This window comes from Peterkaempfera griseoplana, from assembly GCF_001418575.1.
Lineage (GTDB): Bacteria > Actinomycetota > Actinomycetes > Streptomycetales > Streptomycetaceae > Peterkaempfera > Peterkaempfera griseoplana.
Genome location: NZ_LIQR01000260.1, coordinates 1 through 24,485 on the forward strand (window position 1 = coordinate 1; position 24,485 = coordinate 24,485).

General features: G+C 72.9%; 21 protein-coding genes and 3 tRNA genes. 3 read left to right on the top strand and 21 right to left on the bottom strand.

The window, feature by feature from the left end:
- A partial coding sequence (locus AOK09_RS19605; RefSeq protein ID WP_175609323.1) for an NADH-ubiquinone oxidoreductase-F iron-sulfur binding region domain-containing protein occupies window positions 1–761 on the top strand: 761 nt, incomplete at its 5' end.
- Window positions 762–889: 128 nt separating this feature from the next.
- Here the strand turns inward: AOK09_RS19605 and AOK09_RS19610 are convergent.
- Together AOK09_RS19610 and AOK09_RS19615 are read right to left on the bottom strand one after the other, a co-directional pair.
- Window positions 890–962, bottom strand: a tRNA-Ala gene (locus AOK09_RS19610).
- Window positions 963–1,104: 142 nt separating this feature from the next.
- Window positions 1,105–2,601: an MFS transporter gene (locus AOK09_RS19615; protein ID WP_245687370.1), complete on the bottom strand. Its 1,497-nt coding sequence runs from the start codon at window positions 2,599–2,601 to the stop codon at window positions 1,105–1,107.
- 102 nt (window positions 2,602–2,703) lie between these two features.
- Between AOK09_RS19615 and AOK09_RS19620 the strand changes: the two genes are divergently transcribed.
- Window positions 2,704–3,582 carry a helix-turn-helix transcriptional regulator gene (locus AOK09_RS19620; RefSeq protein WP_055588512.1) on the top strand — a complete coding sequence of 293 codons (879 nt, stop codon included), beginning with the start codon at window positions 2,704–2,706 and terminating at the stop codon, window positions 3,580–3,582.
- 62 nt (window positions 3,583–3,644) lie between these two features.
- Here the strand turns inward: AOK09_RS19620 and AOK09_RS19625 are convergent.
- The 8 genes from AOK09_RS19625 to AOK09_RS40820 all read right to left on the bottom strand — a co-directional run bounded on the left by AOK09_RS19625 (window position 3,645) and on the right by AOK09_RS40820 (window position 8,362).
- Window positions 3,645–3,717: transfer RNA gene (locus AOK09_RS19625), tRNA-Ala, on the bottom strand.
- A gap of 1 nt (window position 3,718) precedes the next feature.
- A tRNA-Ala gene (locus AOK09_RS19630) sits at window positions 3,719–3,791 on the bottom strand.
- Window positions 3,792–3,895: 104 nt separating this feature from the next.
- Window positions 3,896–4,543 carry a histidine phosphatase family protein gene (locus AOK09_RS19635; protein ID WP_055588513.1) on the bottom strand — a complete coding sequence of 216 codons (648 nt, stop codon included), beginning with the start codon at window positions 4,541–4,543 and terminating at the stop codon, window positions 3,896–3,898.
- A complete protein-coding gene (gene rsfS, locus AOK09_RS19640; protein WP_055588514.1) occupies window positions 4,540–4,986 on the bottom strand; it encodes a ribosome silencing factor in 447 nt (148 codons plus the stop codon). Before rsfS ends, AOK09_RS19635 begins: the two co-directional genes overlap by 4 nt.
- 222 nt (window positions 4,987–5,208) lie before the next feature.
- A complete protein-coding gene (locus tag AOK09_RS19645; protein ID WP_055588515.1) occupies window positions 5,209–7,101 on the bottom strand; it encodes an LCP family protein in 1,893 nt (630 codons plus the stop codon).
- 40 nt (window positions 7,102–7,141) lie between these two features.
- Window positions 7,142–7,786, bottom strand: coding sequence for a nicotinate-nucleotide adenylyltransferase (gene nadD, locus AOK09_RS19650; protein WP_055588516.1), 645 nt, complete (start codon window positions 7,784–7,786; stop codon window positions 7,142–7,144).
- A 98-nt stretch (window positions 7,787–7,884) separates the two neighbouring features.
- A complete protein-coding gene (locus AOK09_RS40815) occupies window positions 7,885–8,031 on the bottom strand; it encodes a hypothetical protein (RefSeq protein WP_169797049.1) in 147 nt (48 codons plus the stop codon).
- Between the two features lie 178 nt (window positions 8,032–8,209).
- Window positions 8,210–8,362, bottom strand: a complete 153-nt coding sequence (locus tag AOK09_RS40820; RefSeq protein ID WP_169797050.1) for a hypothetical protein — start codon at window positions 8,360–8,362, stop codon at window positions 8,210–8,212.
- A gap of 210 nt (window positions 8,363–8,572) precedes the next feature.
- Here AOK09_RS40820 and AOK09_RS19660 point away from each other — a divergent pair, with 210 nt between their 5' ends.
- Window positions 8,573–9,658: a M48 family metallopeptidase gene (locus AOK09_RS19660; protein ID WP_055588518.1), complete on the top strand. Its 1,086-nt coding sequence runs from the start codon at window positions 8,573–8,575 to the stop codon at window positions 9,656–9,658.
- Between the two features lie 37 nt (window positions 9,659–9,695).
- Here the strand turns inward: AOK09_RS19660 and AOK09_RS19665 are convergent, their stop codons facing one another.
- From AOK09_RS19665 to AOK09_RS19715, 11 genes are all read right to left on the bottom strand, one after another.
- Window positions 9,696–11,093 (bottom strand): SCO2583 family membrane protein, encoded by a 1,398-nt coding sequence (locus AOK09_RS19665; RefSeq protein ID WP_055588519.1) that lies wholly within the window; start codon window positions 11,091–11,093, stop codon window positions 9,696–9,698.
- Window positions 11,094–11,261: 168 nt separating this feature from the next.
- On the bottom strand, window positions 11,262–11,846 hold the full coding sequence (locus tag AOK09_RS19670) for an SCO2584 family spore wall biosynthesis protein (protein ID WP_063796012.1): 585 nt from the start codon (window positions 11,844–11,846) through the stop codon (window positions 11,262–11,264).
- 110 nt (window positions 11,847–11,956) lie between these two features.
- Window positions 11,957–13,246 carry a glutamate-5-semialdehyde dehydrogenase gene (locus AOK09_RS19675; protein WP_055588521.1) on the bottom strand — a complete coding sequence of 430 codons (1,290 nt, stop codon included), beginning with the start codon at window positions 13,244–13,246 and terminating at the stop codon, window positions 11,957–11,959.
- A gap of 106 nt (window positions 13,247–13,352) precedes the next feature.
- Window positions 13,353–13,754 carry a hypothetical protein gene (locus tag AOK09_RS19680; RefSeq protein ID WP_407675423.1) on the bottom strand — a complete coding sequence of 134 codons (402 nt, stop codon included), beginning with the start codon at window positions 13,752–13,754 and terminating at the stop codon, window positions 13,353–13,355.
- A 162-nt stretch (window positions 13,755–13,916) separates the two neighbouring features.
- Window positions 13,917–15,092: a glutamate 5-kinase gene (proB, locus tag AOK09_RS19685; protein WP_407675422.1), complete on the bottom strand. Its 1,176-nt coding sequence runs from the start codon at window positions 15,090–15,092 to the stop codon at window positions 13,917–13,919.
- 201 nt (window positions 15,093–15,293) lie between these two features.
- Entirely contained in the window at window positions 15,294–16,778 is a 1,485-nt protein-coding gene (gene obgE, locus AOK09_RS19690; RefSeq protein WP_055588523.1) for a GTPase ObgE, read from the bottom strand.
- Between the two features lie 99 nt (window positions 16,779–16,877).
- Window positions 16,878–17,132: a 50S ribosomal protein L27 gene (gene rpmA, locus AOK09_RS19695; RefSeq protein WP_055588524.1), complete on the bottom strand. Its 255-nt coding sequence runs from the start codon at window positions 17,130–17,132 to the stop codon at window positions 16,878–16,880.
- A gap of 13 nt (window positions 17,133–17,145) precedes the next feature.
- Window positions 17,146–17,460: a 50S ribosomal protein L21 gene (gene rplU / locus AOK09_RS19700; RefSeq protein ID WP_055588525.1), complete on the bottom strand. Its 315-nt coding sequence runs from the start codon at window positions 17,458–17,460 to the stop codon at window positions 17,146–17,148.
- Window positions 17,461–17,687: 227 nt separating this feature from the next.
- Window positions 17,688–20,945 carry an Rne/Rng family ribonuclease gene (locus AOK09_RS19705; protein ID WP_055588526.1) on the bottom strand — a complete coding sequence of 1,086 codons (3,258 nt, stop codon included), beginning with the start codon at window positions 20,943–20,945 and terminating at the stop codon, window positions 17,688–17,690.
- Window positions 20,946–21,340: 395 nt separating this feature from the next.
- Complete coding sequence (locus tag AOK09_RS19710; RefSeq protein WP_055588530.1) at window positions 21,341–22,129, bottom strand: TIGR03936 family radical SAM-associated protein; 789 nt, start codon at window positions 22,127–22,129, stop codon at window positions 21,341–21,343.
- A 274-nt stretch (window positions 22,130–22,403) separates the two neighbouring features.
- Window positions 22,404–24,332 (bottom strand): TIGR03960 family B12-binding radical SAM protein, encoded by a 1,929-nt coding sequence (locus tag AOK09_RS19715; protein ID WP_055588527.1) that lies wholly within the window; start codon window positions 24,330–24,332, stop codon window positions 22,404–22,406.
- Between the last annotated feature and the right edge of the window lie 153 nt (window positions 24,333–24,485).

Sequence of the window (24,485 nt, forward strand, 5' to 3'; positions counted from 1 at the left end):
GGCCCGGGGAGACCCCGGCCGGCACCCTGCTCGGCGACGTGCTGGACGCGGCCGGGGTGTCCCCGGGCCAGGGTGTGCTGGTCGGCGGCTACCACGGGATGTTCCTGGATGCGGACGCCGCCGTGCGGGCGCCCTGCTCCCGGGCGGGGATGTCGGCGGCCGGCGGGTCCTTCGGCGCGGGCATCGTCATCCCGATCCCGGAGGACACCTGCCCGCTGGGTGAGGCGGCCCGGATCGCGGACTGGCTGGCCGTGCAGTCCGCCGGGCAGTGCGGCCCCTGCCGGATGGGTCTGCCGGACCTCGCCCGGGTGCTCACCGACCTGGCCAACGGCGGCGGCGGCACCCGGGCGCTGGAGGAGGCCCGGCGGATCGCCGGCGGGGTGATCGGCCAGGGTGCCTGCTCCCACCCCGACGGCTCCTCCCGCTTCATCCTCTCCGCGCTCACCGCCTTCACCGACGACCTGGCCAACCACAGCCTGCGCGGCGGCTGCGGACGGCGGGTCCGCGGGGTGATGCCGCTCTCCCCCTGGGGGCCGGGGCAGGACCAGGACCAGCTGGCCGGTCCGACCCTGGTCGTGGACTGGCAGCGGTGCCGGGCGCACGGCCTCTGCGCCGCCCTGGCCCCGGAACTCTTCAGCCTGGACGCCCACGGCTTCCCGGTGGTCAGCAACGCGCCCATCCCGGTGTGGCTGGAGAACGACGCCCAGCGGGCGGTCAACCAGTGCCCGGCGCTGGCGCTGCGCTTCGGCAGACCTCGCTGACCGGCGCCCACGGGACCCGACACCCGGGGAGCCGGCACCCCAGGAATGGGCGCGACGGACATCGGCACCGGGGGGAGAACGCCGAAAGGCCGCCTCCGCGAGGGAGGCGGCCTTCCGATCGTCCGCTGTGGAGCTTAGGGGATTTGAACCCCTGACCTCTTGCATGCCATGCAAGCGCTCTACCAACTGAGCTAAAGCCCCGAGACCTGCCGCGCCGCCGGTCGGAACCCTTCCGGGCCCCTCGGCGACACCGCTCACTCTACACGTTCGCGCGAGCGGTCCACGAATCCGTTCCGGTGTGCGCGCCGCCCGGACCTCCCCGGTCCGGGCGGCGCGGCGCAGGTCAGCCGACGGGCTGCACCGCACGCCGGGTGCGGGCCGCGAACACCGCCCCTCCCGCGGCCACCAGGCCGATGGCCGCGGTGGTGACCGCGAGGGCCGCTCCCGAGTCGGCGGCCGGCGCCGGATAGACCACCCGGCTCAGGAACAGCGTGCCCGGCAGTGCCACGCCCACCACCTGGCCGAGCTGCACCACGGTCACCATCAGACCGCTGGCGTCGGCCGCGTCGGCCTGGGCGACCTTGCCCAGCGCCCGGGCGAACAGCGGGCTGTAGGCGCAGCCGGACGCCAGACCCACCACTGCCAGCAGCAACTCCTCGGCGACCCCCACCTGGGCGCCGTGCCGCATCAGCAGTCCCATGGCGGCGTCCCCGGCACCCATCACCAGCAGCGCCAGCACCGGCAGCGAGCGGTGCAGCCGGGCCGGCACCAGCCGGTGCCAGTACAGCCCCGCGGAGCCGAAGCCGACCGCCATCGGAACGAAGACCAGCCCGGCCCGCAGCGCACTGTCGCCGAGCCCCGCCTGCAGATGCAGGGCGAAGACGAAGAGGAAGCCGGCGAAGCCGGTCAGCGCCATGAAGATCGCACCGGCCGCCGGCCGCAGCCCCGGAGCCGCCAGCACCCGACCGGAGATCAGCGGGGAGCCGCCGCGCGCCGTGACCCGCCGCTCGACCACCACGAACACCGCCAGGGCCGCTGCTCCGCCGGCCAGCATCACCCAGCCCCAGACGGGCCAGCCCAGCTCGTGCCCCAGCACCAGCGGCACCACCAGCAGGCCGATCGCCACCGCGAGCACCACCAGGCCGACCAGGTCCAGGGAACGTTCGCGGTTGCCCGGGATCGCGGGCAGCAGCCGCCGTCCGGCGATCAGCAGGGCCACCCCGATGGGCACGTTGACCAGGAAGACCGGACGCCATCCGCTGCCGAAGAGGTCGGCGCTCACCAGGGCGCCGCCCAGCACCTGGCCGACCACCCCGCCACCGGCGAGCACCGCGGTGTAGACGCCCAGGGCCCGCACCCGGGCCGCACCGGTGAAGGTGCGCTGCACCAGCGACATCACCTGAGGCACCATCAGGGCGGATCCCACGCCCTGCAGCAGCCGGAAGCCGATCAGCGCGCCGGTGGTCGGCGCCACTCCGCAGACCAGCGAGGAGAGGGTGAAGACCGCCAGGCCGGTCTGGAAGAGCCGGCTGTAGCCGTAGCGCTCCCCCAGCCGGGCGCCGGTGATCAGCAGGACCGCGTAGGCGATGGTGTACCCGGCGATCACAAACTGCAGCCCGGCGCCGGAGGCGTGCAGATCGGTACGGATGGTCGGCGCCGCCACATTGACGATGGAGACGTCCAGCAGCGCCATGAACTGGCCGGTGAGGATCAGGAAGAGCAGCAGCCCCGGCCGGGACGGGCCGGGCGGCGGTGCCCCCGGGACGTGTGAGCGGGGTTCGGAGCGCTGCCGGGGGACGGTGGACGAGGCGGTCGCGGAGTGCATCTGGGTCTCGGTCACGACTCAAGCCTGAGGGGAGTCCGGTACTGGTGGTTAGAGCCTGCTGATCCTGGTACCAGCAGCACCTGCCAGAACTCCGCCCGCCCGGTGCAGTATGGGGGAATGAGCGTGACGGGCAAGACGCCGACCCCTGCTGCGACCCCACGGAAGCGGGCCGAGCTCACCGCCTTCCTCAAGGCCCGCCGGGCCCGGATCGCCCCCGAGGACGTCGGCCTGCCGCCCGGTCTGCGCCGCCGCACCCCCGGTCTGCGGCGGGAGGAGGTCGCCCAGCTCTCCGGGGTCGGGGTCACCTGGTACACCTGGCTGGAACAGGGCCGGCCGATCAACGCCAGTGAGCAGGTGCTGGACGCCATCGCCCGTACGCTGCGACTGGACCGCGCCGAACGCGACCACCTCTTCCGGCTGGCCGACAGCGCACCCGGCAGGCAGCAGCCCTTCGAGGACTGTCCGCTCGATCCCGAGCTGGCGGTGATCCTGGAGGCCCTGGACCCGCTCCCCGCGGTGATCTACAGCGCCCGCTACGACGTGATGATGAACAACCGCGCCTACGGGGCGCTCTTCCCCCGGATCGGGTCCGGGCGGCACAACGCGCTGTGGTCGGTCTTCGTGATGCCGGGCTGCTGCAACCCCTTCGTCAACCGGAGAACCGAGCTGCCCAGGATGGTGGCGGTGCTGCGGGCCGGTTACGGGCGGCATGTCGGGGAGCCGGAATGGGAGCGGTTCATCCGGGAACTCAGCGCGGCCAGCCCGGATTTCGCAGCGATGTGGGAGCGGCACGATGTCGCGGACACCGGGGCCGCGATCAAGGTCTTCCGCCATTTCTCGGTCGGCGAGCTACGGATGGCGAGCACCACTCTCGCCGTGTCCCGGGCGCCGGAGCACCGGCTGATCGTCTACACGCCCATGGACGAGCGCACGTCCGAGCGCATCGCCTGGCTCATGGACCACCCGGACGCCCCGGTGGCCGACCACACCCACTGAGGGGCGCCCCCAACGAGAAGATCCCGGCAGGACGTCGGCCGTCCTGCCGGGATCTCCGGCTGTGGAGCTTAGGGGATTTGAACCCCTGACCTCTTGCATGCCATGCAAGCGCTCTACCAACTGAGCTAAAGCCCCGTGGAGCCTAGGGGATTTGAACCCCTGACCTCTTGCATGCCATGCAAGCGCTCTACCAACTGAGCTAAGGCCCCGCCGCGTCCGTTCGGACGCTGCGAACGAGGAAGACTTTAGCGGCTGGGGCCCGGAACTGCGAAATCCGGCCGCTTCGCAGGTCCGGCCCATCGCTCGCGCACGGTCAGGTGTCGTCGCCGATGACCGGTTCCGGCAGGGTGCCGGCGTTGTGCTCCAGCAGCCGCCAGCCGCGCGCACCGCGGCCCAGCACGGACCAGCAGCAGTTGGACAGACCGCCCAGGGACTCCCAGTGGAACGGTTCCAGGCCGATCAGCCGGCCCACACTGGTACGGATGGCGCCACCGTGGCTGACCACCACCAGGGTGCCGTCCTCCGGCAGCTTCTCCACGGCCTCCAGGATCACCGGCACGGCTCGGTCGGCGACCTCGGTCTCCAGCTCGCCACCACCGCGCCGCACGGGCTCGCCGCGCCGCCAGGCGGCGTAGTCGTCGCCGTACTTCAGCTGGATCTCGGTGTTGGTCAGCCCCTGCCAGACACCCGCGAAGGTCTCCCGCAGCCCCTTGTGGTGCTCCACGGGCAGACCGGTGACGGCCGCCAGCTCGGCGGCCGTGTCCGAGGCACGCTGGAGGTCGGAGGCGATGATCGCGTCCGGCCGCAGCGCGGCCAGCAGCCTGGCGGCGCGGCGCGCCTGGGCACGGCCGGTCTCGGTCAGCGGGATGTCGGTGGAGCCCTGGAAGCGGCCCTCCAGGTTCCACGCGGTCTGGCCGTGCCGCCAGAAGACGACGCGCGGGCCGCGCCGCAGGCCGCTCAGCTGAGGCTCCCGTCAGCGGCTTCCACGGCGTTGCCCGCGGCGTCGGTGCGGGCGCCGTCCGGACGGTTGCGGGTGGCGACCGCGTCCTCCGGAAGCTTCAGCTCCGGGCAGTCCTTCCAGAGCCGCTCCAGGGCGTAGAAGGAGCGCTCCTCGGAGTGCTGCACATGGACGACGATGTCGATGTAGTCCAGCAGGATCCAGCGGCCCTCGCGCTCGCCCTCGCGCCGGACGGGCTTGGCGCCGCACTCCTTGAGCAGCCGCTCCTCGATCTCGTCCGAGATGGACTTGACCTGGCGGTCGTTGGGGGCGGAGGCCAGCAGGAAGGCGTCGGTGATGGCGAGCACCTCGCTGACGTCGTAGGCGATGACGTCATGGGCGAGCTTGTCGGCTGCTGCCTGGGCGGCGGTGGTGATGAGCTCTACGGCCCGGTCGGTAGCGGTCACGGTCTGCTCTCGGTAGGAAGCGGTTTCGCCTCCCAGGATCTCACGCCTCCCGCGTACGCCGGGATCGATGTCTCCGCGGGGGTGTACGCACGGGCCGCCCGGACGCCGAGGGGCGCGCCGGGCCGCATCCGGGACCGGCTCCTCCGTGGAGGGCCGGGCGGTGCGGTCCTGCGCGCCCCTGGCCGGGTCAGCCATCAGGTCACCTCGGTGACCCGGTGCCGGTCACTGGGTGGGCTTGGCCGTGCCCTTGTAGTCCTGCCCGAGGACGACCAGGATGTCGGCCGTCTGGCCGCCGGTGACCTTCTTCACCGCCGTCGTGGGGACGTTCAGCGTCAGCGCGAGCTGCCTGGCCGCCTCCGCCCGGGCGTCGTCGGTGTACCGGATCTGGGTCCTCGCCACCGGGGCCAACGCCTTGCCCAGCGGCGGCACGAAGGTGTAGCCGCCGTTGACCACCTGGATCTGCGCCTGGTCCGCCTTGGCGGTGGTGCCGGTGCCGTTCTGGATGACCACCCTGGCGGGCCCGCTCCCGCTGTCCGCGTTGTGCACGGTACCGCCCAGCACCTGCTTCACCAGGGTGCCCGCGGTGGCCGGGTCGACCGTCCCGTCCGCCTTGACCGGGAGCGTGGCCACCGAGAAGTGCCCGGCTCCCGCGTGGCGGGCGAGAGCGGCCAGCGAGGCGCCCAGCTGCCGCTCGGACAGGGACGGGTCCATGACGGCGTTCATCCGCTTGACCACGTCGGTGGCGGAGGAGGCGTCGGTGGGCATCGCCTTCAGCACCGCGGTCAGCACCTGGCCGAACCGGGCCTGCTGGGCTGCGGGCTGCTCCGTCCGCCCCTGGTAGGTGGCGTAGGCCACGGCGGCCGTGCCGTTGAGGTCCTGCGACTTGCCGGCGTTCACCACGGTCCTGCCGCCCGCCACGACCGAGGTGTCGGTGTCCAGGGTGATGCCGCCGAGCTGGTCGACCAGGATCTGCAGATACGGCGTGTCCAGCCGCCAGGTGCCGGAGATGGGGGCGCCGAGCACCGTGGTCAGGGCGTCCTGGGTACCGCCGGCGCCCTGGTCGTCCAGCGAGCTGCCGAGGGTGGTGGTGCCGGAGTCGCCGCCGTCGTCGGGGAGCAGCAGAGTGCCGGGCAGCAGCAGGGCGGAGCCCTTGCCGCCGGCCGCGTCGTCGACCAGCAGGGCGGTGGTGGTCTTCCCCTTGAGGTCGTGCAGATGGACCACGACCACCGCGCGCTTGCCGCCGGGCACGGCACCCGCGGAGTCACCGCCGAGCGCGCCGGTCTTCCACAGGTAGCCGACACCGCCCGCGGCGGCCAGCACCAGGACCACCACCAGGGCGACGATCCGGTTGCGGTAGCGGCGCTTGCGCTCGTCGCGCCGCTCGGTGCGGGTCTCGGCGAACTTCAGCCAGTCGATGACGTCCTCGGACTCCTCCTCGTCATCGACGAAGGTGAACTCCTCGCCCTCGTAGCCGGGCGGCCGGGCGCCGGGGGCGCCCTGCCCCGGAGCGCCCCGGCGGGCCGCCGGGCCCTGTCCGCCCTGCTGCGGAACGCCCTGCTGCTGGCCGCCCTGTTGCTGCCGGGGCGGCGGTACGGGACGGCCGGGCTGCTGGGCCGGGACGACCGGCTGCTGCCCGGTGTGGGGCCCGGCCACGGGGTACTGCCCGGTGCCGTACGGGTCGGCGTAGCCCTGCTGCTGCGGCTGGGCGTACTGGGCCGTGGGGTAGCCGCCGGTGTCGTACGGCTGCTGCCCGCCGCCCTGACCCGTGCCGTAGGGGTCCTGATGGCCCTGCTGCGGGTACTGGGGGTACTGCGGATACTGACCCGTGGAGTAGCCGCCGGTGTCGTACGGCTGCTGCCCGCCGCCCTGCTGACCCGTGCCGTAGCCCCCTCCGTAGGGGTCGACGGCGGGGTACTGCCCGGTGCCGTACGGGTCGGCGTACCCCTGCTGCTGGGCGTGGCCGCCCTGCTGCCGGGGCGCCGGGCCGCCGTGGGCACCGGGTGACCAGTTGCCGGGATCGTCCCAGCCCTCCTGGTTCTGCTGTTCCGCGGGCGCATAGCGCCCCGCGGACCAGTCGTCGCCCCCCGGTCCCCTGCGGTCTGCCGATCCGGTCACGCCGCCCCTCAAGGTGTTCCGATTGCCTGTGTGTGGCTGGTCAGACGCCGGTGGCGGTCTGGCCGCCCCTGCGGTGGTAGAGCGCCCGCTTGTCGATGTAACGCACCACGCCGTCGGGGACCAGGTACCAGACCGGCTCCCCGCGGGCGACCCTGGAACGGCAGTCCGAGGAGGAGATGGCCAGTGCCGGCACCTCCACCAGGGACACACCGCCCTCGGGCAGTCCAGGGTTGGTCAAAGTGTGCCCTGGACGGGTGACTCCGATGAAATGTGCGAGCCCGAACATCTCCTCGGCGTTCCGCCAGGACAGGATCTGCTCCAGCGCGTCGGCGCCGGTGATGAAGAAGAGGTCCGCGTCGGGGTGCTCCCGGCGGAGGTCCCGCAGGGTGTCCACGGTGTAGGTGGGGCCCTCGCGGTCGATGTCGATCCGGCTGACCGAGAACTGCGGGTTGGAGGCGGTGGCGATGACCGTCATCAGATAGCGGTCCTCGGCCGGGGAGACCCGCCGCTCGCTCTTCTGCCAGGGCTGGCCGGTGGGGACGAAGACCACCTCGTCCAGCGCGAACAGGCTGGCCACCTCGCTGGCGGCGACCAGGTGCCCGTGGTGGATCGGGTCAAAGGTGCCGCCCATCACGCCGAGGCGCTTCTTCACCGGCGCGGCGCCTGCTTCGGCCTGCTGTTCCATGCCGACTCACCTTACGGGATGCCGCCGGATGCGGAACCGGCCCTCCACCGGGCGGGCGGAGGGCCGTTCTGCTGCAGGCCGGGCTGACAGGTTGCCGCTCAGCGGTCGCGGTTGAAGCGGGTCGTGATGAAGAGCAGCAGCAGCAGGGCGAAGAGCGCACCACCGCCGGTGAGGGCGGGGTTGAGGCTGTCGTGGTGGCCGCCCTCGGCGAGCAGGCTCAGGGCGGGGACTGCGGCAGTGGTCATGGTCGGCAGGACCTTCTCGGGCTCGGGGGCGGAAGCGGGGTCCCGGTCCCGGCCGTACCGGCGGCTGCCGCCGCCTCCGGGGCACCGGTGGCCCGCGTGCTCATGGTACGGGTGGGCCGTCCGCAACCGCGCGGCGGCTCTGCTGCGTCTGCTCCCGCATGGGGTGTCACCAGTCCGCTCAGCGGTGGTTGTTGCGGCTGGCGCGAGCGATGGCCCATGCCAGCAGGACCACACCGACGACGGCGGCGATCAGCACGATGCGCAGGAAGACGCCGGGGCCGCTCTCATTGGAGATCGGGGCGGCGAGCATCATCAGGGTCTCGGGGGACATGGCATGGCTCCTCGGTCGGCGGTCCACTGCCCAGCCTAGACCGGGGCGTTCCGGACACCGCGCCGGGTCCGCTCCACCGGAGGGGGGACGCGGCGGCACCCCGCCCCGTAGGGTGACCGGCGGGGACGAGTACGAGAAGGCGACGGACGAAGCGGACGGTGGGGGCCCGCGGCAGCGGGAGGCCCTCGTCGACCAGGAGGTACTCACGACATGACGGACCCCACCAACGGCAGCAGCAGCGTGCCCAGCCGCAACCGCAAGCGGTTCCCCGGCATATCGACGCGGGCCTGGGAGCACCCCGCCGACCGGTCGGCGCTGGTCGCCCTGCGCAAGCTGTCCGGTTTCGACGACGTGCTGAAGAGGCTCGCCGGACTGGTCTCCGAGCGCAGCGTGCGGCTGATGTTCCTGGCCACGGCGGTGAAGACCTCGGAGCGCCAGTTCCCGCACATCCACGACATGGTGCGCGACGCGGCCTACATCCTGGACCTGGACAAGGTCCCGGAGCTGTACGTCACCCAGGATCCCAAGCCCAACGCCATGTGCATCGGCATGGAGACCCCGATCGTCGTGCTGACCACCGGCCTGGTGGAGATGCTCGACGAGGAGGAGCTGCGGGCGGTGGTCGGCCACGAGGTCGGCCACGCCATGTCCGGCCACGCCGTCTACCGGACGATGCTGCTGATCCTCACCAACATCGCCACCCGGATCGCCTGGCTCCCGCTGGGCAACATCGCGATCATGGCGATCATCACCGCGCTCAAGGAGTGGTTCCGCAAGTCGGAGCTCTCCTGCGACCGGGCCGGCCTGCTGGTCGGCCAGGACCTCCAGGCCTCGATGCGCGGCCTGATGAAGCTGGCCGGCGGCCACCACCTGGCCGAGATGAACGTGGACGCCTTCCTGGAGCAGGCCGAGGAGTACGAGAAGGCCGGCGACCTGCGGGACGGTGTGATCAAGCTGCTCCAGGTGCTGCCGCAGACCCACCCCTTCGCGGTGGTGCGGGCGGCCCAGCTGAAGAAGTGGGCCGAGGGCGACGAGTACCGCTCCGTCCTGGCCGGGGCGTACCCGCGCCGGGAGGACGACGTCAACGCCTCACTGGGTGACCAGTGGAAGGCCACCGCCGAGTCGTACGCCAGGTCGGTCAAGGAGAGCAAGGACCCGCTGATGGGCCTGATCCGGGACATCACCGGCGGCGCGGGCGATGTGGGCAGCAAGCTGCGCGACGTCTTCAGCGGCTCCCGCAGCGGCGGGGCGGCGGAGGACGGCGACGCCCCGGCGGACGGCGGCGCCACTGCCTGACCCGCGGGAGGCAGCGGACCCTTCGGGGTCCGGACGCTCAGCGGGCCGGCAGGCCCGCCATCGGCCCGCTGAGCACCCCGCACAGCTGCCACGCCGGACGGTGCAGGCGGTCCAGCGGGTCGACGCCGAGCGGTGCGGTGCCCTGCCGGCCGTCGGCCGAGGGGCTGCCGGAGGTCTGCGGTTCTCCGGTCCCGGTGGCCTGGCCGGCCAGGATCGGCCGCAGATAGCGCTCGGCGTGCGCGTCGCACGCCATGGGGCCCGCCTGGACCACGGAGTCGACCAGTTGCAGCTGGGAGGCGTCGATGTCGGCGCGGTCGAACTGGAAACGCAGTTCCCGCCGGACGGCGAAGAGCGTCACCGGCGCTCCGGGGACGGACAGCTGCTCAGGGTCGAAGTCGGTGCCGGTGTCGTCGGAGGGCGAGGCGGACCCGGGTGAGGCCGTGCCGGTGGAGGCGGTACCCGGCGAGGCCGTGCCGGTGGAGGCGGTACCGGGTGAGGCGGTACCGGGTGAGGCCGTCGTGGCAGCGGTGGAGGCCGGCGCGGTGGAGGCCGGCGCGGTGGAGGCCGCAGCCCGGGCCGCGGCCTGGGTACCGTCCCGGGGCGCCGCCTGCAGCGCATAGACGAAGGTGTGGTCGGTGACCACCTCGAGGGTGTCGTCGTCCGACTCCTCGACGGTCATCCCGCCGGAGACCTTCACCTTGGAGACACCCAGGGTCACCTGCGCCGGATCGAACCGCACCAGCCAGCCGGTGGCCGCATGGTGGAGGTCGTCCCGGGGGTTGCCCACGCTGTCGTCGAACTGCGCCCGCTGACCGGGCGCCAGCTGATCCCGTACCGCCCCCGTACTGCCCTCGACCAGGACCTTGGAGTCCAGCGACGAGGCGACCAGGTACTGCTGCACCGCGGCCAGGGCACGGGTCACCTGCTCCACCGAGAAGTGCCGGGTGGCGGTGGCCGGCGGCGGCAGCAGACCCACACTGCCGTCGTAGAAGGTGCTGCCCGCGGCCTTCTCCAGCGCTGCGAAGGGGTCGTCGCCGGATCCGGCCGCACTCCCCCGCTTCCTGGTGCCGGGTGCGGCCGTGACGGTGGCGGCCGGGGCCAGCGGCACGATGCTCATGGTCAGCCGGCTCTTGGCCACCGGAGGCTCCCGGTAGGGGTGACGGATCCCCATGTAGACCGCGGCGGCGAACGCCATCGCTATCAGCAGCATCAGGGCGAAGGCCTGCCGGGGCAGCGACGCCGACGGCCGTGCGGACCGGGAGCGGGACCGGGTACGGACCCCCCGCTCCGCCGCGCTCAGCCGCTCGCTCGCCGAGAGTTCCTGGATCCGGGCAGCCCTGACGAACGACTCGTCGAACACGACGGATCGGAACTCGTCGTCGCCACCGGGAGCGCCCTCGGGCACGCCGTCCGGCGGCTCCTCCCGGCCACCCATGGAGCAAGGGTATGTCTCCGGGGCACGGCTGAACGAGGGCGAAGCGGTCAAGTTCTGACATCAGCTCACCGGAGCTCGGCGGAGCGCAGGGAAATCAGCGCAGGTCAGAGCTGCTTCAGGCTCTCAGGCAGGGAGATTTGGACGACTTTCGGCAGGACCCGGAAGACGTCAGCCGGCCGCCGCGGAGGGCGCCGTGACCACGGGCTGCCGCTGCGGCGCCTTCACCGAGGGCGTGCCGACGCTGCCGCTCTCCGAGCGCGACGGCCCCGGCGTGGCCGAGGAGGCACCGGTGCCCCGGTAGACGGCGGCCACCGCGACCGCCACCACACCCAGGCCCATGATCACCGCGAGGAACCAGGCCACCGGCCGGTGCCAGCGGACATGCACCGCGGCATGCCGCCCCCGGTGCGGGGCGGCCGGGCGGATCCGGCGGCCCGTGAGACGGCTCCTGACGCGGCGCGAGGCCGGCCCGGGCCAGTCCCCGTCGTACTCCTCGTCCCGGTAGGGGCGCAGCTCCTCGGGCAGGCCGTCGTCGCGCGCATCGTCACCGCCGCCGAACGCACGGCCCGCGCCGGTCGCCTCCAGCTCCAGCCGGGCCTCCACCGCGGCGAGCATCCGCTCATGGGCCGAGGGCTCATGGACGGTGGCCGCCCGGATGAAGGCCTCGTCGAGAACCACGGCTGCGAACGCATCGTCCGCACCACCGTGGTCGGCGCCGTCCGGGTCCGGCGAACCCCCCACTTCCTCGGGCACGCCTTCAGCGTATTACCGCGCGGGCCGTTTGTCTGTGGGTCGTCCGAAAGCCCACCGGCCCGACCGAAAGCCCCACCCCGACCGGGACACGGTGGCCGGTTCCGCCCGCCTCAGGGGCGGATGTGGCCGTCTCCCGTGAGGATGTACTTGGTGGAGGTCAGCTCGGGCAGGCCCATCGGGCCGCGGGCGTGGAGCTTCTGGGTGGAGATGCCGATCTCCGCCCCGAAACCGAACTGCCCGCCGTCGGTGAACCGGGTCGAGGCGTTGACCGCGACCGTGGTGGAGTCGACCAGCTGGGTGAAGCGCCGGGCCGCCGTCTGCGAGGTGGTGACGATGGCCTCGGTGTGGCCGGACGACCAGCGCCGGATGTGGGCCACCGCGTCGTCCAGGGAGTCCACCACCGCGGCGGCGATGTCGTAGGAGAGGTACTCGGTCTCCCAGTCCTCCTCGGTGGCCGGGACCACCGTGGCCGGGCCGCCGTGCTCCCGGGCAGCCTGCTGCACCGCCGCGTCCCCGTGGACGGTGACGCCGGCCCCGGCCAGCGCGTCCAGCGCCACCGGCAGGAAGGCGTCCGCGATGTCCCGGTGCACCAGCAGCGTCTCCGCGCTGTTGCACACACTGACCCGCTGCGCCTTGGAGTTGAGCAGAATCTCCACGGCGCTGCCCAGGTCGGCCTGCGCATCGACGTAGACGTGGCAGTTGCCGGTGCCGGTCTCGATCACCGGGACCAGGGACTCCTCGACCACGGTGCGGATCAGGGAGGCCCCGCCGCGCGGGATCAGCACGTCCACCAGACCGCGGGCGCGCATCAGCTCCTTGACCGACTCCCGGCTCTCGCCCGGCACCAGCTGCACGCTGTCGGCCGGCAGCCCGGCCGAGGCGACCGCGTCCCGCAGCACCTCCACCAGCCTGGTGTTGGAGCGGTAGGCCGAGGCGGAGCCGCGCAGCAGCACGGCGTTGCCGGACTTCAGACAGAGCGCCGCGGCGTCCACCGTCACATTGGGCCGGGCCTCGTAGACGATGCCCACCACCCCCAGCGGCACCCGCACCTGGCGGACATCCAGCCCGTTGGGCAGGGTGTAGCCGCGCAGCACCTCACCCACCGGATCCGGCAGTCCGACGACGTCGCGGACGTCGGAGGCGATGGCGGCGATGCGCTCCTCGGTGAGGGTGAGCCGGTCCACCACCGACTCGGCGGTGCCGGCCTCCCGGGCCCGGGCGACATCCTCGGCGTTGGCGGCGGTGATCTCCGCCGTACGGGCCTCCAGGGCGTCGGCGACGGCCAGCAGCGCGGCGTCCTTGGCCGAGCGCGGCAGTGGGGCGAGCACGGCGGCCGCCTCCCGGGCACGGCGCGCAGCGGCGAGGACGGGCGAATCGGTGGCGAAGGCGTCGGCGCTCATATCCGAAGCGTACTGACCCGGCAAGCCGTTCCCGTGGCGATTTCCAGCAGTTGAGACACCCGGGCACCGTCGCGGGCGGCGCAGGCGGGCGGATCAGGCGGGCGGCTCAGTACGGGTGGACGCCGCCCAGCACGGCGGCAGCGTCGCCGTACCCCTCCGAGAGCCGCTTGTGGTACGTCGACCGGTCCACCACCTCCAGGCCGACGATCTCCCAGGCGGGCAGCTGCGCGGACGCCCGGTGCTCGCCCCAGAGCCGCAGCGCGATCGCGGCCGCGTCGTGCAGGTCGCGCGCCTGCTCCCAGTAGCGGACCTCGGCGTGGTCGGCGGCATAGCGCGCGGTGAGCAGGAAGGGATGGTCGTGGGCCAGCTGCTCCAGCCCGCTGCGCAGCTCGGCGAGCGGAGTGGTCCGGCCGGCCACGCTGAGCACCACATGCCAGAGCCGGCCCTGCTCGGCGACCGCCGCCGAGAGCGCGGACCCCGGCTCCCGGCCGGCCGCCGGGACCTCCACCGGGCCGTCGAGGCCGTCGCCGACGCTGGTCAGTGTGCGTCCCGCTGCGCCTTCGGGCAGTGTCTCCTGGCGCCTGCGTCCCACCGGGGGCCTCCTGTCCGGCGATGCCTGTCCGGGTCCGAACGCCCCGGACCCGCTGCGCGCTCCTGCTCCTGCCGCGCCTCAGCCGCGCAGCACCACCAGGTCGTCCCGGTGGACGACCTCACGCTCGTATGCGGGACCCAGCTCCCGGGCCAACTCGTGGGTGGACCGGCCCAGTAGGCGGGGCAACTCCCTTGCATCAAAGTTGACCAGTCCGCGAGCGACGATGTGGCCGTTTTCGTCAAGAAGGTCCACCGGATCGCCCGCAGCGAAATCCCCCTCGATGCCCGTCAGCCCTGCTGGGAGCAGCGACTTGCGGCGCTCCACCACGGCCCTGACGGCGCCCGCGTCCAGGCTGAGCGCCCCACGCGGGTGGCTTGCGTGTGCCAGCCAGAGGAGCCGGTCGGCGGCACGGCGGCCGGTGCGGTGGAAGAGGGTGCCCGTGGGGCGGCCGGCCAGCGCGTCCGCGGCCTGGCTGGCGGCGGTGAGCACCACCGGGATGCCGGCTCCGGTGGCGATCCGGGCGGCCTCGACCTTGGTGACCATGCCGCCCGTGCCGACGCCGGCCCGGCCGGCGGTGCCGATCTCGATGCCCTCCAGGTCGTGCGGGCCGCGCACCTCCGCGATCCGGCTGGTACCGGGCCGGCTCGGATCGCCGTCGTAGAGGCCGTCCACGTCGGAGAGGAGCACCAGCAGGTCGGCGCGGACCAGATGGGCGACCAGCGCGGCCAGCCGGTCGTTGTCGCCGAACTTGATCTCGGCGGTGGCCACGGTGTCGTTCTCGTTGACGATCGGGACCGCGCCCATCGCCAGCAGCTGCTCCAGGGTGCGGTAGGCGTTGCGGTAGTGGGCCCGCCGGCTGGCGTCCTCGGCGGTCAGCAGCACCTGGCCGACCCGCAGTGCGTGGCGGGCGAAGGAGGCGGTGTAGCGGGCCACCAGCAGCCCCTGTCCGACGCTGGCGGCGGCCTGCTGCCGGGCGAGGTCCCGGGGGCGGCGGGTGAGCCCCAGCGGGGCCAGGCCGGCCGCGATGGCGCCCGAGGAGACCAGCACCACCTCGGTGGGCGCGGCATCACCCGCACGGGGGACGCGGGCCTTGGCCAGTACGTCCACCAGGGCGTCCACCCGGTCCGCGTCCAGACCACCGGTGGCGGTGGTGAGGGAGGAGGAGCCCACCTTCACCACGATGCGGCGGGCCCGCAGCACATCCTCCCGCAGACGCCCCGCGCCGTGCCCGTCCCCCGCCTCAGCTGCGGCCACCGCCACGCCCTCACTCCCAAGCAGATCCGCTGGTCCGGCGGGCACCCGTACGGCGGGGCCCGCCCCCTCGCAATCTACGCGATGGGGCGGGAGACCCCGCCCGCCCATCCACACACCGGACTCGGCGGCTCCCCGGCCCCGCCGGGGAGGGGGCCCGATGCGCGGACGGGCGGCCGCAGGAGGCCCGGTCGCCGGAGAGGGCTACTCGTCGTCCTCGTCGTCCCCGTCGTACGCGTCGTCCGCGCGGCCGGAGGAGAGCGGGTCGAAGGCCGCGTACTCGGCGTCGGCGTCGTCGCGGCCCCGCTCGCGATCCCGGCGGCGGTCGACGGCCGGCCGCTGGGTCTGGAAGCGGTGGTCCTCGCCGCGGCGGCCGAGCATCTCGGCCCCGCTGGCCATGGTGGGCTCCCAGTCGAAGACCACGGCGTTCTCATCCGGGCCGATGACGACCTCGGCGCCCTCCTTGGCACCGGCCTTCCACAGCTGCTCCTCGACGCCGAGGCGGGCCAGCCGGTCGGCGAGGTAGCCCACGGCCTCGTCGTTGGCGAAGTCGGTCTGGCGCACCCAGCGCTCGGGCTTGGCGCCGCGGACCCGGAAGAAGCCGTCCTCGACGGTGACGGTGAAGCCGGTGTCGTCGACCGCCTTGGGCCGCAGCACGATCCGGGTCGCCTCCTGGACCGGCTTGGCGGCGCGAGACTCGGCGACGATCCCGGCCATGGCGAAGGAGAGTTCGCGCAGGCCCTTGTGGGATGCGGCGGAGACCTCGAAGACCCGGTGGCCGCGGGCCTCCAGGTCGGCCCGGACGATGTCGGCGAGGTCCTGGCCGTCCGGCACGTCGGTCTTGTTGAGGGCGACCAGCCGGGGCCGGTCCTCCAGGCCGCCGTACGCGGCCAGTTCGGCCTCGATGGTCTCCAGGTCGGAGAGCGGGTCGCGGCCGGGCTCCAGGGTGGCGCAGTCCAGCACGTGCACCAGGACGGAGCAGCGCTCCACATGGCGCAGGAACTCCAGGCCGAGGCCGCGGCCCTCACTGGCGCCGGGGATCAGACCGGGCACGTCGGCGACGGTGTAGACGGTGTCGCCCGCGGTCACCACACCCAGGTTGGGGACCAGGGTGGTGAAGGGATAGTCGGCGATCTTGGGCTTGGCGGCGGAGAGCACCGAGATCAGCGAGGACTTGCCGGCGCTGGGGTAGCCCACCAGCGCCACGTCGGCGACGGTCTTGAGCTCCAGCACCACGTCGCGGGCGTCACCGGGCTCGCCGAGCAGCGCGAAGCCGGGCGCCTTGCGGCGGGCGGAGGCCAGGGCCGCGTTCCCGAGCCCGCCGCGGCCGCCGGCCGCCACCACGAAGGCGGTGCCGTGGCCGACCAGGTCGGCCAGCACCTCGCCGTGGGAGTCCAGCACCACGGTGCCGTCGGGCACCGGCAGCACCAGGTCCTGGCCGTCGGCGCCGAAGCGGTTGCCGCCGGCGCCGGGCTTGCCGTTGGTGGCCTTGCGGTGCGGGGAGTGGTGGTAGTCGAGCAGCGTGGTGACATTGCTGTCCACCAGCAGCGTCACATCGCCGCCACGGCCGCCGTTGCCGCCGTCCGGGCCGCCGAGCGGCTTGAACTTCTCCCGGTGTACGGAGGCGCAGCCGTGGCCTCCGTTACCCGCGGCGACATGCAGCTCGACGCGGTCCACGAAGGTGGTCATGGGGTGTGCCTCCAGGGATGGAAAAACGTCACAGGGGAAAACACGAAGGGTGGACCGGACATTCCGGTCCACCCTTCATGATGCTGCGTCAGACTGTGGTCACTCGCCGGCGACGATGTTGACCACGCGGCGACCGCGGCGGGTGCCGAACTCGACGGCACCGGCGGTCAGCGCGAACAGCGTGTCGTCGCCGCCGCGGCCGACGTTGGCACCCGGGTGGAAGTGGGTGCCGCGCTGGCGGACGATGATCTCGCCGGCGTTGACGACCTGGCCGCCGAAGCGCTTCACGCCGAGGCGCTGGGCGTTCGAGTCGCGGCCGTTACGGGTAGAGCTAGCGCCCTTCTTGTGTGCCATGTCTCCCTGCCCCTTACTTCGCGGTGTCGATGCCGGTGATGCGGACCGCGGTGTGCTTCTGGCGGTGACCCATCCGCTTGCGGTAACCGGTCTTGTTCTTGTACTTCAGGATGGTGATCTTGTCGCCCTTGGTGTGGTCGACAACCTCGGCGTGGACCTTGACGCCGGCCAGGACCCAGGGGTCGCTGGTGACGGTCTCGCCGTCCACGACCAGGATGGTCGAGAGCTCGACCGAGTCACCGGGCTTGACACCAACGCGGTCGATCTCCAGCACGTCGCCGACGGCGACCTTGTGCTGGCGGCCGCCGGCGCGAACGATCGCGTACACGCGGAACCTGCTTTCCTCTACTCGGTCGGAACTCCCGATGCCAGCCTGCCTGGCGAGTACACAGGAGGCCTCCCCCAGGGGACCCGGGAGGTGGATTGCTCGGGAGCATGGCGCAGACACGCCGAGGGACAAGAATACGGACCTGCGGTCCCCTGGGCAAACCGGGCCCCCGCCACCGGAGTGACGGGGGCCCGGACGGTGCTGCGGACCGGTCGCTCGGCGACCGGTTACTCGGCGACCGGGGCGGAGGACTCACCCTCCGCCGGGGCGGCCGTCTTCTTGACCCCCACGGACCGCTTGGTGGCGGTCTTGCGGGTGGTGGTCTTCTTCGCCGCGGCCGTCTTCTTGGCCGTGGTGGTCTTCTTCGCGGCCGTCTTGCGGGCGGCACGCTTGCGCGGGGCCTCCGGCTCGGCCTCGGCCGCACCGGCCTCCACCGCCCCGTCGGGCGCCGCCGGCAGCGACTCGGCCACCGGCTCGGCGACCGGCTCGGCCGCCGGGGCCACGGCCTGCTCCGCCGCCGCCTCGCCGTCCTCCACCGCACGGGCCGGCAGCACCAGCACCGCGGCCTCCGCCTCCACCGGCGGACCGGCCGGAGCGGTGGCCTTGCGCACCGCGCGACGGCGGGTACGGCCACCGGGGGCCGGAGTGGCGGGCAGCTCGACCAGGCTCACCGCGGCCACCGCGGGCTCCGGCTCCACCTCCGGCGCCGGCTGCTCGACGGCGGCCACCGCGGGCTCCGCGGCTGCCGGCTCCACGGCTGCGGGCTCAGCGACCACGGGCTCCGGGGCCTCCACCGGCTCCTCCGGCTCGGCCTCGATCTCGTGCTCGTGCTCGTGCTCGATCTCGTGCTCATGGATGTGCGGCTCACCGGCCGCAACCCCGCCCTTGCCCCGGCGGCGGCGCTTGCTCGCGCCGCTCGCGGCGGCACCGCCGGACACCGACGGCTGGTCCATGTGGACGATCACGCCGCGGCCGTTGCAGTGCACACACTGCTCGGAGAAGGACTCCAGCAGTCCCTGACCGACCCGCTTGCGGGTCATCTGCACCAGACCCAGCGAGGTGACCTCGGCCACCTGGTGCTTGGTGCGGTCGCGCCCCAGACACTCCAGCAGGCGCCTCAGCACCAGGTCGCGGTTGGACTCCAGCACCATGTCGATGAAGTCGATCACGATGATGCCGCCGAGGTCGCGCAGCCGCAGCTGGCGGACGATCTCCTCGGCCGCCTCCAGGTTGTTCCTGGTGACGGTCTCCTCGAGGTTGCCGCCCTGACCGGTGAACTTGCCGGTGTTGACGTCGACCACGACCATCGCCTCGGTGCGGTCGATGACCAGCGAACCGCCGCTCGGCAGCCACACCTTGCGGTCCAGCGCCTTCATCAGCTGCTCGTCGATCCGGTACGTGGCGAAGACGTCCACGTCAGAGGTCCACCGCTGGAGGCGGTCGCCGAGGTCGGGCGCGACATGGTTGACGTACTCGTGGACGGTGCCCCACGCCTCGTCGCCCTGGACGATGACCTTCTTGAAGTCCTCGTTGAAGATGTCGCGGACCACCCGGACGGTCATGTCCGGCTCGCCGTAGAGCAGCGTCGGCGCATTGCCGCCGGAGACCTTCTTCTGGAGCTCCTCCCACTGCGACTGCAGCCGCAGGACGTCCCGGGTCAGCTCCTCCTCGCTGGCGCCCTCGGCCGCGGTGCGCACGATCACGCCCGCGTCGTCGGGGACGATCTTCTTCAGGATCTGCTTCAGCCGGGTGCGCTCGGTGTCCGGCAGCTTGCGGCTGATCCCGGTCATGGAGCCCTCGGGCACGTACACCAGGTAACGGCCGGGCAGCGACACCTGGCTGGTCAGCCGGGCGCCCTTGTGGCCGATGGGGTCCTTGGTGACCTGCACCAGCACCGACTGGCCGGACTTGAGCACCGACTCGATCCGGCGCGGACCGCCGTGGCCCAGCGCCTCGAAGTTGACCTCGCCCGCGTAGAGCACCGCGTTGCGGCCCTTGCCGATGTCGACGAAGGCGGCCTCCATCGACGGCAGCACGTTCTGGACCTTGCCCAGGTAGACGTTGCCGACGTACGAGGTGGCCTGCTCCTTGTTGACGTAGTGCTCGACCAGCACGCCGTCCTCAAGAACGCCGATCTGGGTGCGCTGGCCGCTCTGGCGGACCACCATCACCCGCTCCACCGACTCCCGGCGGGCCAGGAACTCGGCCTCGGTGATGATCGGCACCCGGCGGCGGCCCATCTCACGGCCCTCACGGCGGCGCTGCTTCTTGGCCTCCAGACGGGTGGAGCCCTTGATGGACTGCACCTCGTCGGGGTCGAAGGCGGGCTCGTGCGCGGCCTTCTTGCGCGGCTCGCGCACCTTGACCACGGTGCGCTCCGGGTCGTCGGTGCCCGCGGTGTCCAGCTCCGGGCCGGTGTCACCGCTGCGGCGGCGGCGACGGCGGCGACGGCGAGACGACGCCAGACCGGCGGCCAGCTCGTCGTCCTCCTCGTCGGCCTCGCCGGCCGGCTCCTCGGACTCGTCCTCGTGGTCCTCGTGGTCCTCGTCGGCGCGGTCGTCGGCGTCCCCGCGACGACGCCGGCGGCCACCGCGGCGGCGGCGGCGCGACGGACGGCCGTCGTCCTCGCCGTGCTCGGCCTCGCGGGACTCCTCCTCGGCGGCGGACTCGTCCTCGGCCGGCTCGGCCAGCGGCTCCGCCACGGCCTCCTCGGCGACGGCGGGCCCGGCCGGGACGGCGGCCCGGCGACGGCGGCGGCGACGGCCGACCTGGTCGGCCTCGACGGCCGCCGTCTCGTCCTCGTCGTGGTCGTCACGGTCGTGGTCGTCACGGTCACGCGACGGTGCGGCCACCGGCGCGGCGGGCTCCTGGAAGACCGGGGCCTGGAAGACCGCGGTCACCGGGCGCACCACCCGGCGGCGGGTCCGGTGCGGGGGCTCCGGCTCGACCACGGCCTCCTCGACCGGCTCCTCAGCCTCGGCCTCGGCCTCGGGCTCGGCAGGCGCCTCAGCGGCAGGCTGCTCGGCGGCCGGGACCGCCTCCACCACCGGCTCCTCAGCCACGGGCTCGGGAGCGACCTCGGCCTTCTTCCGCGTACGCCGCACCCGCTTGGGCTTCTCCGGCTCCACCGGAGCCTCGACGGCAGGTGCCTCGGCAGCGGCCTGCTCGGCCACCGCCGCCGGCTCCTCAGCCACGGGCTCGGGAGCGACCTCGGCCTTCTTCCGCGTACGCCGCACCCGCTTGGGCTTCTCCGGCTCCACCGGAGCCTCGGCAGCGGGCGCCTCAGCGGCAGGCTGCTCGGCGACAGGCTGCTCGGCGGCCGGAGCCGCCTCGGCGCCCTGCGGCGGGCCGGCCGGGCGCGACACGGCGCGACGGCGGCGGCGCGGCGGCGCGGCCGCCGCACCCTCCTCGTGCGCGTTCTCGTTCACGGTGCCGTCGGCAGGGCCGTCCGGCGCCGCATTCTGCGGCTCGTTGTTCTCGAGCATGCGGGCGTATCTCCCGTCAGTCCCCCGGGCTCCGCGACCGGGCACGGCAGGGCACCGGTGCCGGGAGGTGGGTTGCCTGCCGGCTCACGGTGCCGCCATGCGGGCGCGGGGCCGCACGGGGGCTCGTTGTCTCACTCGGCGCCCGCCGGGGCGGGCGGCCGAAAGTCTTCTGGTCTGACCAGTCTTCTCAAAGTGCACGGTCCCCAACCCCGGGTGGCTCCCTGGGGCCGGGACCTCTCCTCGCGTCCCGTCGGCCTGGGCCGTGCCGGGAGGAGGGTCTCCGCATCCGTCGCACGGGTGCGGAGGGGGCCCCTCCCGCCCCGGTTGGCGGGGCCGGAGGGCTGGTCCCTCGTTCTGACGACGCTCGCGCACTCGGCTGAGCGGCGGGGCCGGCGCTAGGCCTTCGCGGCGGCTCGCGGCCCGGCGGTCGCAAGTGGGACGGCCGTGGCTGCGGCGCGGTCGGGCGCCAGCGGGTCGGTCACCGTGCCGGACTCCCCGTGGAGCGGCCCCTGCGCCAGCCTGGTCACCTCTGCGGGGACCGGCGGCGCGAGGTCGGCCGTCGCACGAAGACCGGACAGGACGTCGTCAGGTCGTACGGCGGGTGTGGCGTGCCGCACTACCAGGCGCAGTATCGCACAGGCCCGGCCTGCCCGAACATCGGCACCGCCGTCCGGCACCCCGCCGGGCTCGTCGGTGGACACCTCCAGGGAGGCCACCGCAGCGCGCGCGTCGAAGGTGCGGACGCCGTTCTTGGTGAGCCGCTCCACCTCCACCGCCTCCGCGGCGAGGAACGCCTCGACGGCCTCCGCGGCCGTCCCGGGCGCGACGCCCTCCAGCCGGATCTGCCACACCGACGCCTGCAACTGGTCGGCGAAGTTCGAGGTGTGCACCTCAACCGCGTCGACCACGTCCAGCCCCGCCGGGAGCGACTCGTCCAGCTGGGCCCTCAGCTGCTCCGGATCCCTGGCCTCGGTGAGTGCGATCTCCAGATACTCGGCCTCGCTGGCGACGCCGGTGGGGGCGGCGTTGGCGTACGAGACCTTGGGGTGCGGGGTGAAGCCCGCAGAGTAGGCCATGGGGACCGACGAGCGCCGCAGCGCCCGTTCGAAGGCCCGCTGGAAGTCACGGTGGCTGGTGAACCGGAGGCGGCCGCGCTTGGTGTAGCGCAGCCGGATGCGCTGCACCGCAGGAGCGGGCGGCGGGCCTTCGGGCATACGGCGTGCCAGTGTCGTTCAGTCCCTCATGAGTGGCCGCGGCCGGCCGCTGGGACCGAGCCCTTACACACCCAAGGGTACGCGTCCGGGCGTCGGCCGAGTGTCCCGGGCGGAGCCGGCCATCGCAGGGGCCGGCCGGTCGCCTCGGCCGCCGCCGCGAAGTCGCGGTCGCACACGGCTCCATGTGCAGATGTGCCACAGGCCCGGTCCGGGGTCCCCGGACCGGGCCTGGCGTGGGCGGATGCTACGTGTTGACGACCGTGAGGGGCAGCAGCTTCTTGCCGGTGGGGCCGATCTGGATCTGGGTGTCCATCTGAGGACACACTCCGCAGTCGAAGCACGGCGTCCAGCGGCAGTCGTCCACCTCGACCTCCTCCAGGGCGTCCTGCCAGTCCTCCCAGAGCCAGTCCTTGTCCAGGCCGGAGTCCAGGTGGTCCCAGGGCAGGACCTCCTCGTAGGTCCGCTCACGGGTGGTGTACCAGTCGACGTCCACGCCGAAGCCGGCGAGGGCCTTGTCGGCGCAGTCCATCCAGCGGTCGTACGAGAAGTGCTCCCGCCAGCCGTCGAAGCGGCCGCCGTCCTCGTACACGGCCCGGATGACCTTGCCGATGCGGCGGTCGCCGCGGGAGAGCAGGCCCTCGATGATGCCGGGCTTGCCGTCGTGGTAGCGGAAACCGATGTTCTTGCCGTACTTGCGGTCGCCGCGGATGGCGTCGCGCAGCTTGGCCAGCCGGGCGTCGGTCTCCTCGGAGCCCAGCTGCGGCGCCCACTGGAACGGGGTGTGCGGCTTGGGGACGAAGCCGCCGATGGAGACGGTGCAGCGGATGTCGTTCTGCCCGGTGACCTCGCGGCCCTTGGCGATGACGCGCTTGGCCATCTCGGCGATCTGCAGGACGTCCTCGTCGGTCTCGGTGGGCAGCCCGCACATGAAGTAGAGCTTCACCTGGCGCCAGCCGTTGCCGTAGGCGGCGGCGACGGTGCGGATGAGGTCCTCCTCCGACACCATCTTGTTGATCACCTTGCGGATGCGCTCACTGCCGCCCTCGGGGGCGAAGGTGAGGCCGGAGCGGCGGCCGTTGCGGGTGAGCTCGTTGGCCAGGTCGATGTTGAAGGCGTCGACCCGGGTCGAGGGCAGCGACAGGCCGACCTTGTCCTCCTCGTACCGGTCGGCCAGTCCCTTGGCGATGTCCGCGATCTCGGTGTGGTCGGCGGAGGAGAGCGACAGCAGGCCGACCTCCTCGAACCCGGTCGCCTTGAGACCCCGCTCCACCATCTCGCCGATGCCGGTGATGCTTCGCTCCCGCACGGGGCGCGTGATCATGCCGGCCTGGCAGAAGCGGCAGCCGCGGGTGCAGCCGCGGAAGATCTCCACGGACATCCGCTCGTGCACCGTCTCGGCCAGCGGGACCAGCGGCTGCTTGGGGTAGGGCCACTCGTCGAGGTCCATCACGGTGTGCTTGGAGACCCGCCACGGCACACCCGGGGTGTTGGGCACCACGCGGCCGATGCGGCCGTCCGGCAGGTACTCCACGTCGTAGAAGCGCGGCACGTACACGCCGCCGGTACGGGCCAGCCGCAGCAGCAGCTCGTCCCGTCCGCCGGGGCGGCCCTCGGCCTTCCACGCCCGGACGATCTCCGTGATGTCCAGCACGGCCTGCTCGCCGTCGCCGACCACCGCGCAGTCCAGGAAGTCCGCGATCGGCTCGGGGTTGAAGGCGGCATGGCCGCCCGCCACCACGATCGGGTCGTCGACGGTGCGGTCCTTGGCCTCCAGCGGGATGCCGGCGAGGTCCAGGGCGGTGAGCATGTTGGTGTAGCCGAGCTCGGTGGAGAAGCTCAGCCCGAAGACGTCGAACGCCTTCACCGGCCGGTGGGCGTCCACCGTGAACTGCGGCACCCCGTGCTCGCGCATCAGCGCCTCGAGGTCCGGCCAGACGCTGTAGGTGCGCTCGGCCAGCACGCCCTCGCGCTCGTTGAGGACCTCGTAGAGGATCATGACGCCCTGGTTGGGCAGACCCACCTCGTAGGCGTCCGGGTACATCAGAGCCCAGCGCACGTCACAGGAATCCCAGTCCTTGACGGTCGAGTTGAGCTCGCCGCCGACGTACTGGATCGGCTTCTGGACGTGCGGGAGGAGGGCCTCCAGGCGCGGGAAGACCGACTCGACAGTCATGCAGGCACAGGTCTTTCGTGATGCGGGCAGGGTGACCCCCAAGGGTAACGCGGTCCGCGGACCCGCCGCGCCGCCCCGGCCCCCCGCCCGCCGCGCCGCTGCTCAGCCGGAGAGCCTGCGGCGGAGCTTCGGCCGCGCGGCGCGGTGCCACAC

Bases quoted from the DNA above. Each gene is read 5' to 3' on its own strand.
- AOK09_RS19620 (WP_055588512.1), top strand. From the start codon at position 2,704: ATGAGCGTGACGGGCAAGACGCCGACCCCTGCTGCGACCCCACGGAAG.
- nadD (WP_055588516.1), bottom strand. From the start codon at position 7,786: ATGGAACAGCAGGCCGAAGCAGGCGCCGCGCCGGTGAAGAAGCGCCTC.
- AOK09_RS40815 (WP_169797049.1), bottom strand. From the start codon at position 8,031: ATGACCACTGCCGCAGTCCCCGCCCTGAGCCTGCTCGCCGAGGGCGGC.
- AOK09_RS40820 (WP_169797050.1), bottom strand. From the start codon at position 8,362: ATGTCCCCCGAGACCCTGATGATGCTCGCCGCCCCGATCTCCAATGAG.
- AOK09_RS19660 (WP_055588518.1), top strand. From the start codon at position 8,573: ATGACGGACCCCACCAACGGCAGCAGCAGCGTGCCCAGCCGCAACCGC.
- AOK09_RS19665 (WP_055588519.1), bottom strand. From the start codon at position 11,093: ATGGGTGGCCGGGAGGAGCCGCCGGACGGCGTGCCCGAGGGCGCTCCC.
- AOK09_RS19675 (WP_055588521.1), bottom strand. From the start codon at position 13,246: ATGAGCGCCGACGCCTTCGCCACCGATTCGCCCGTCCTCGCCGCTGCG.
- obgE (WP_055588523.1), bottom strand. From the start codon at position 16,778: ATGACCACCTTCGTGGACCGCGTCGAGCTGCATGTCGCCGCGGGTAAC.
- rpmA (WP_055588524.1), bottom strand. From the start codon at position 17,132: ATGGCACACAAGAAGGGCGCTAGCTCTACCCGTAACGGCCGCGACTCG.
- AOK09_RS19705 (WP_055588526.1), bottom strand. From the start codon at position 20,945: ATGCTCGAGAACAACGAGCCGCAGAATGCGGCGCCGGACGGCCCTGCC.
- AOK09_RS19715 (WP_055588527.1), bottom strand. From the start codon at position 24,332: ATGACTGTCGAGTCGGTCTTCCCGCGCCTGGAGGCCCTCCTCCCGCAC.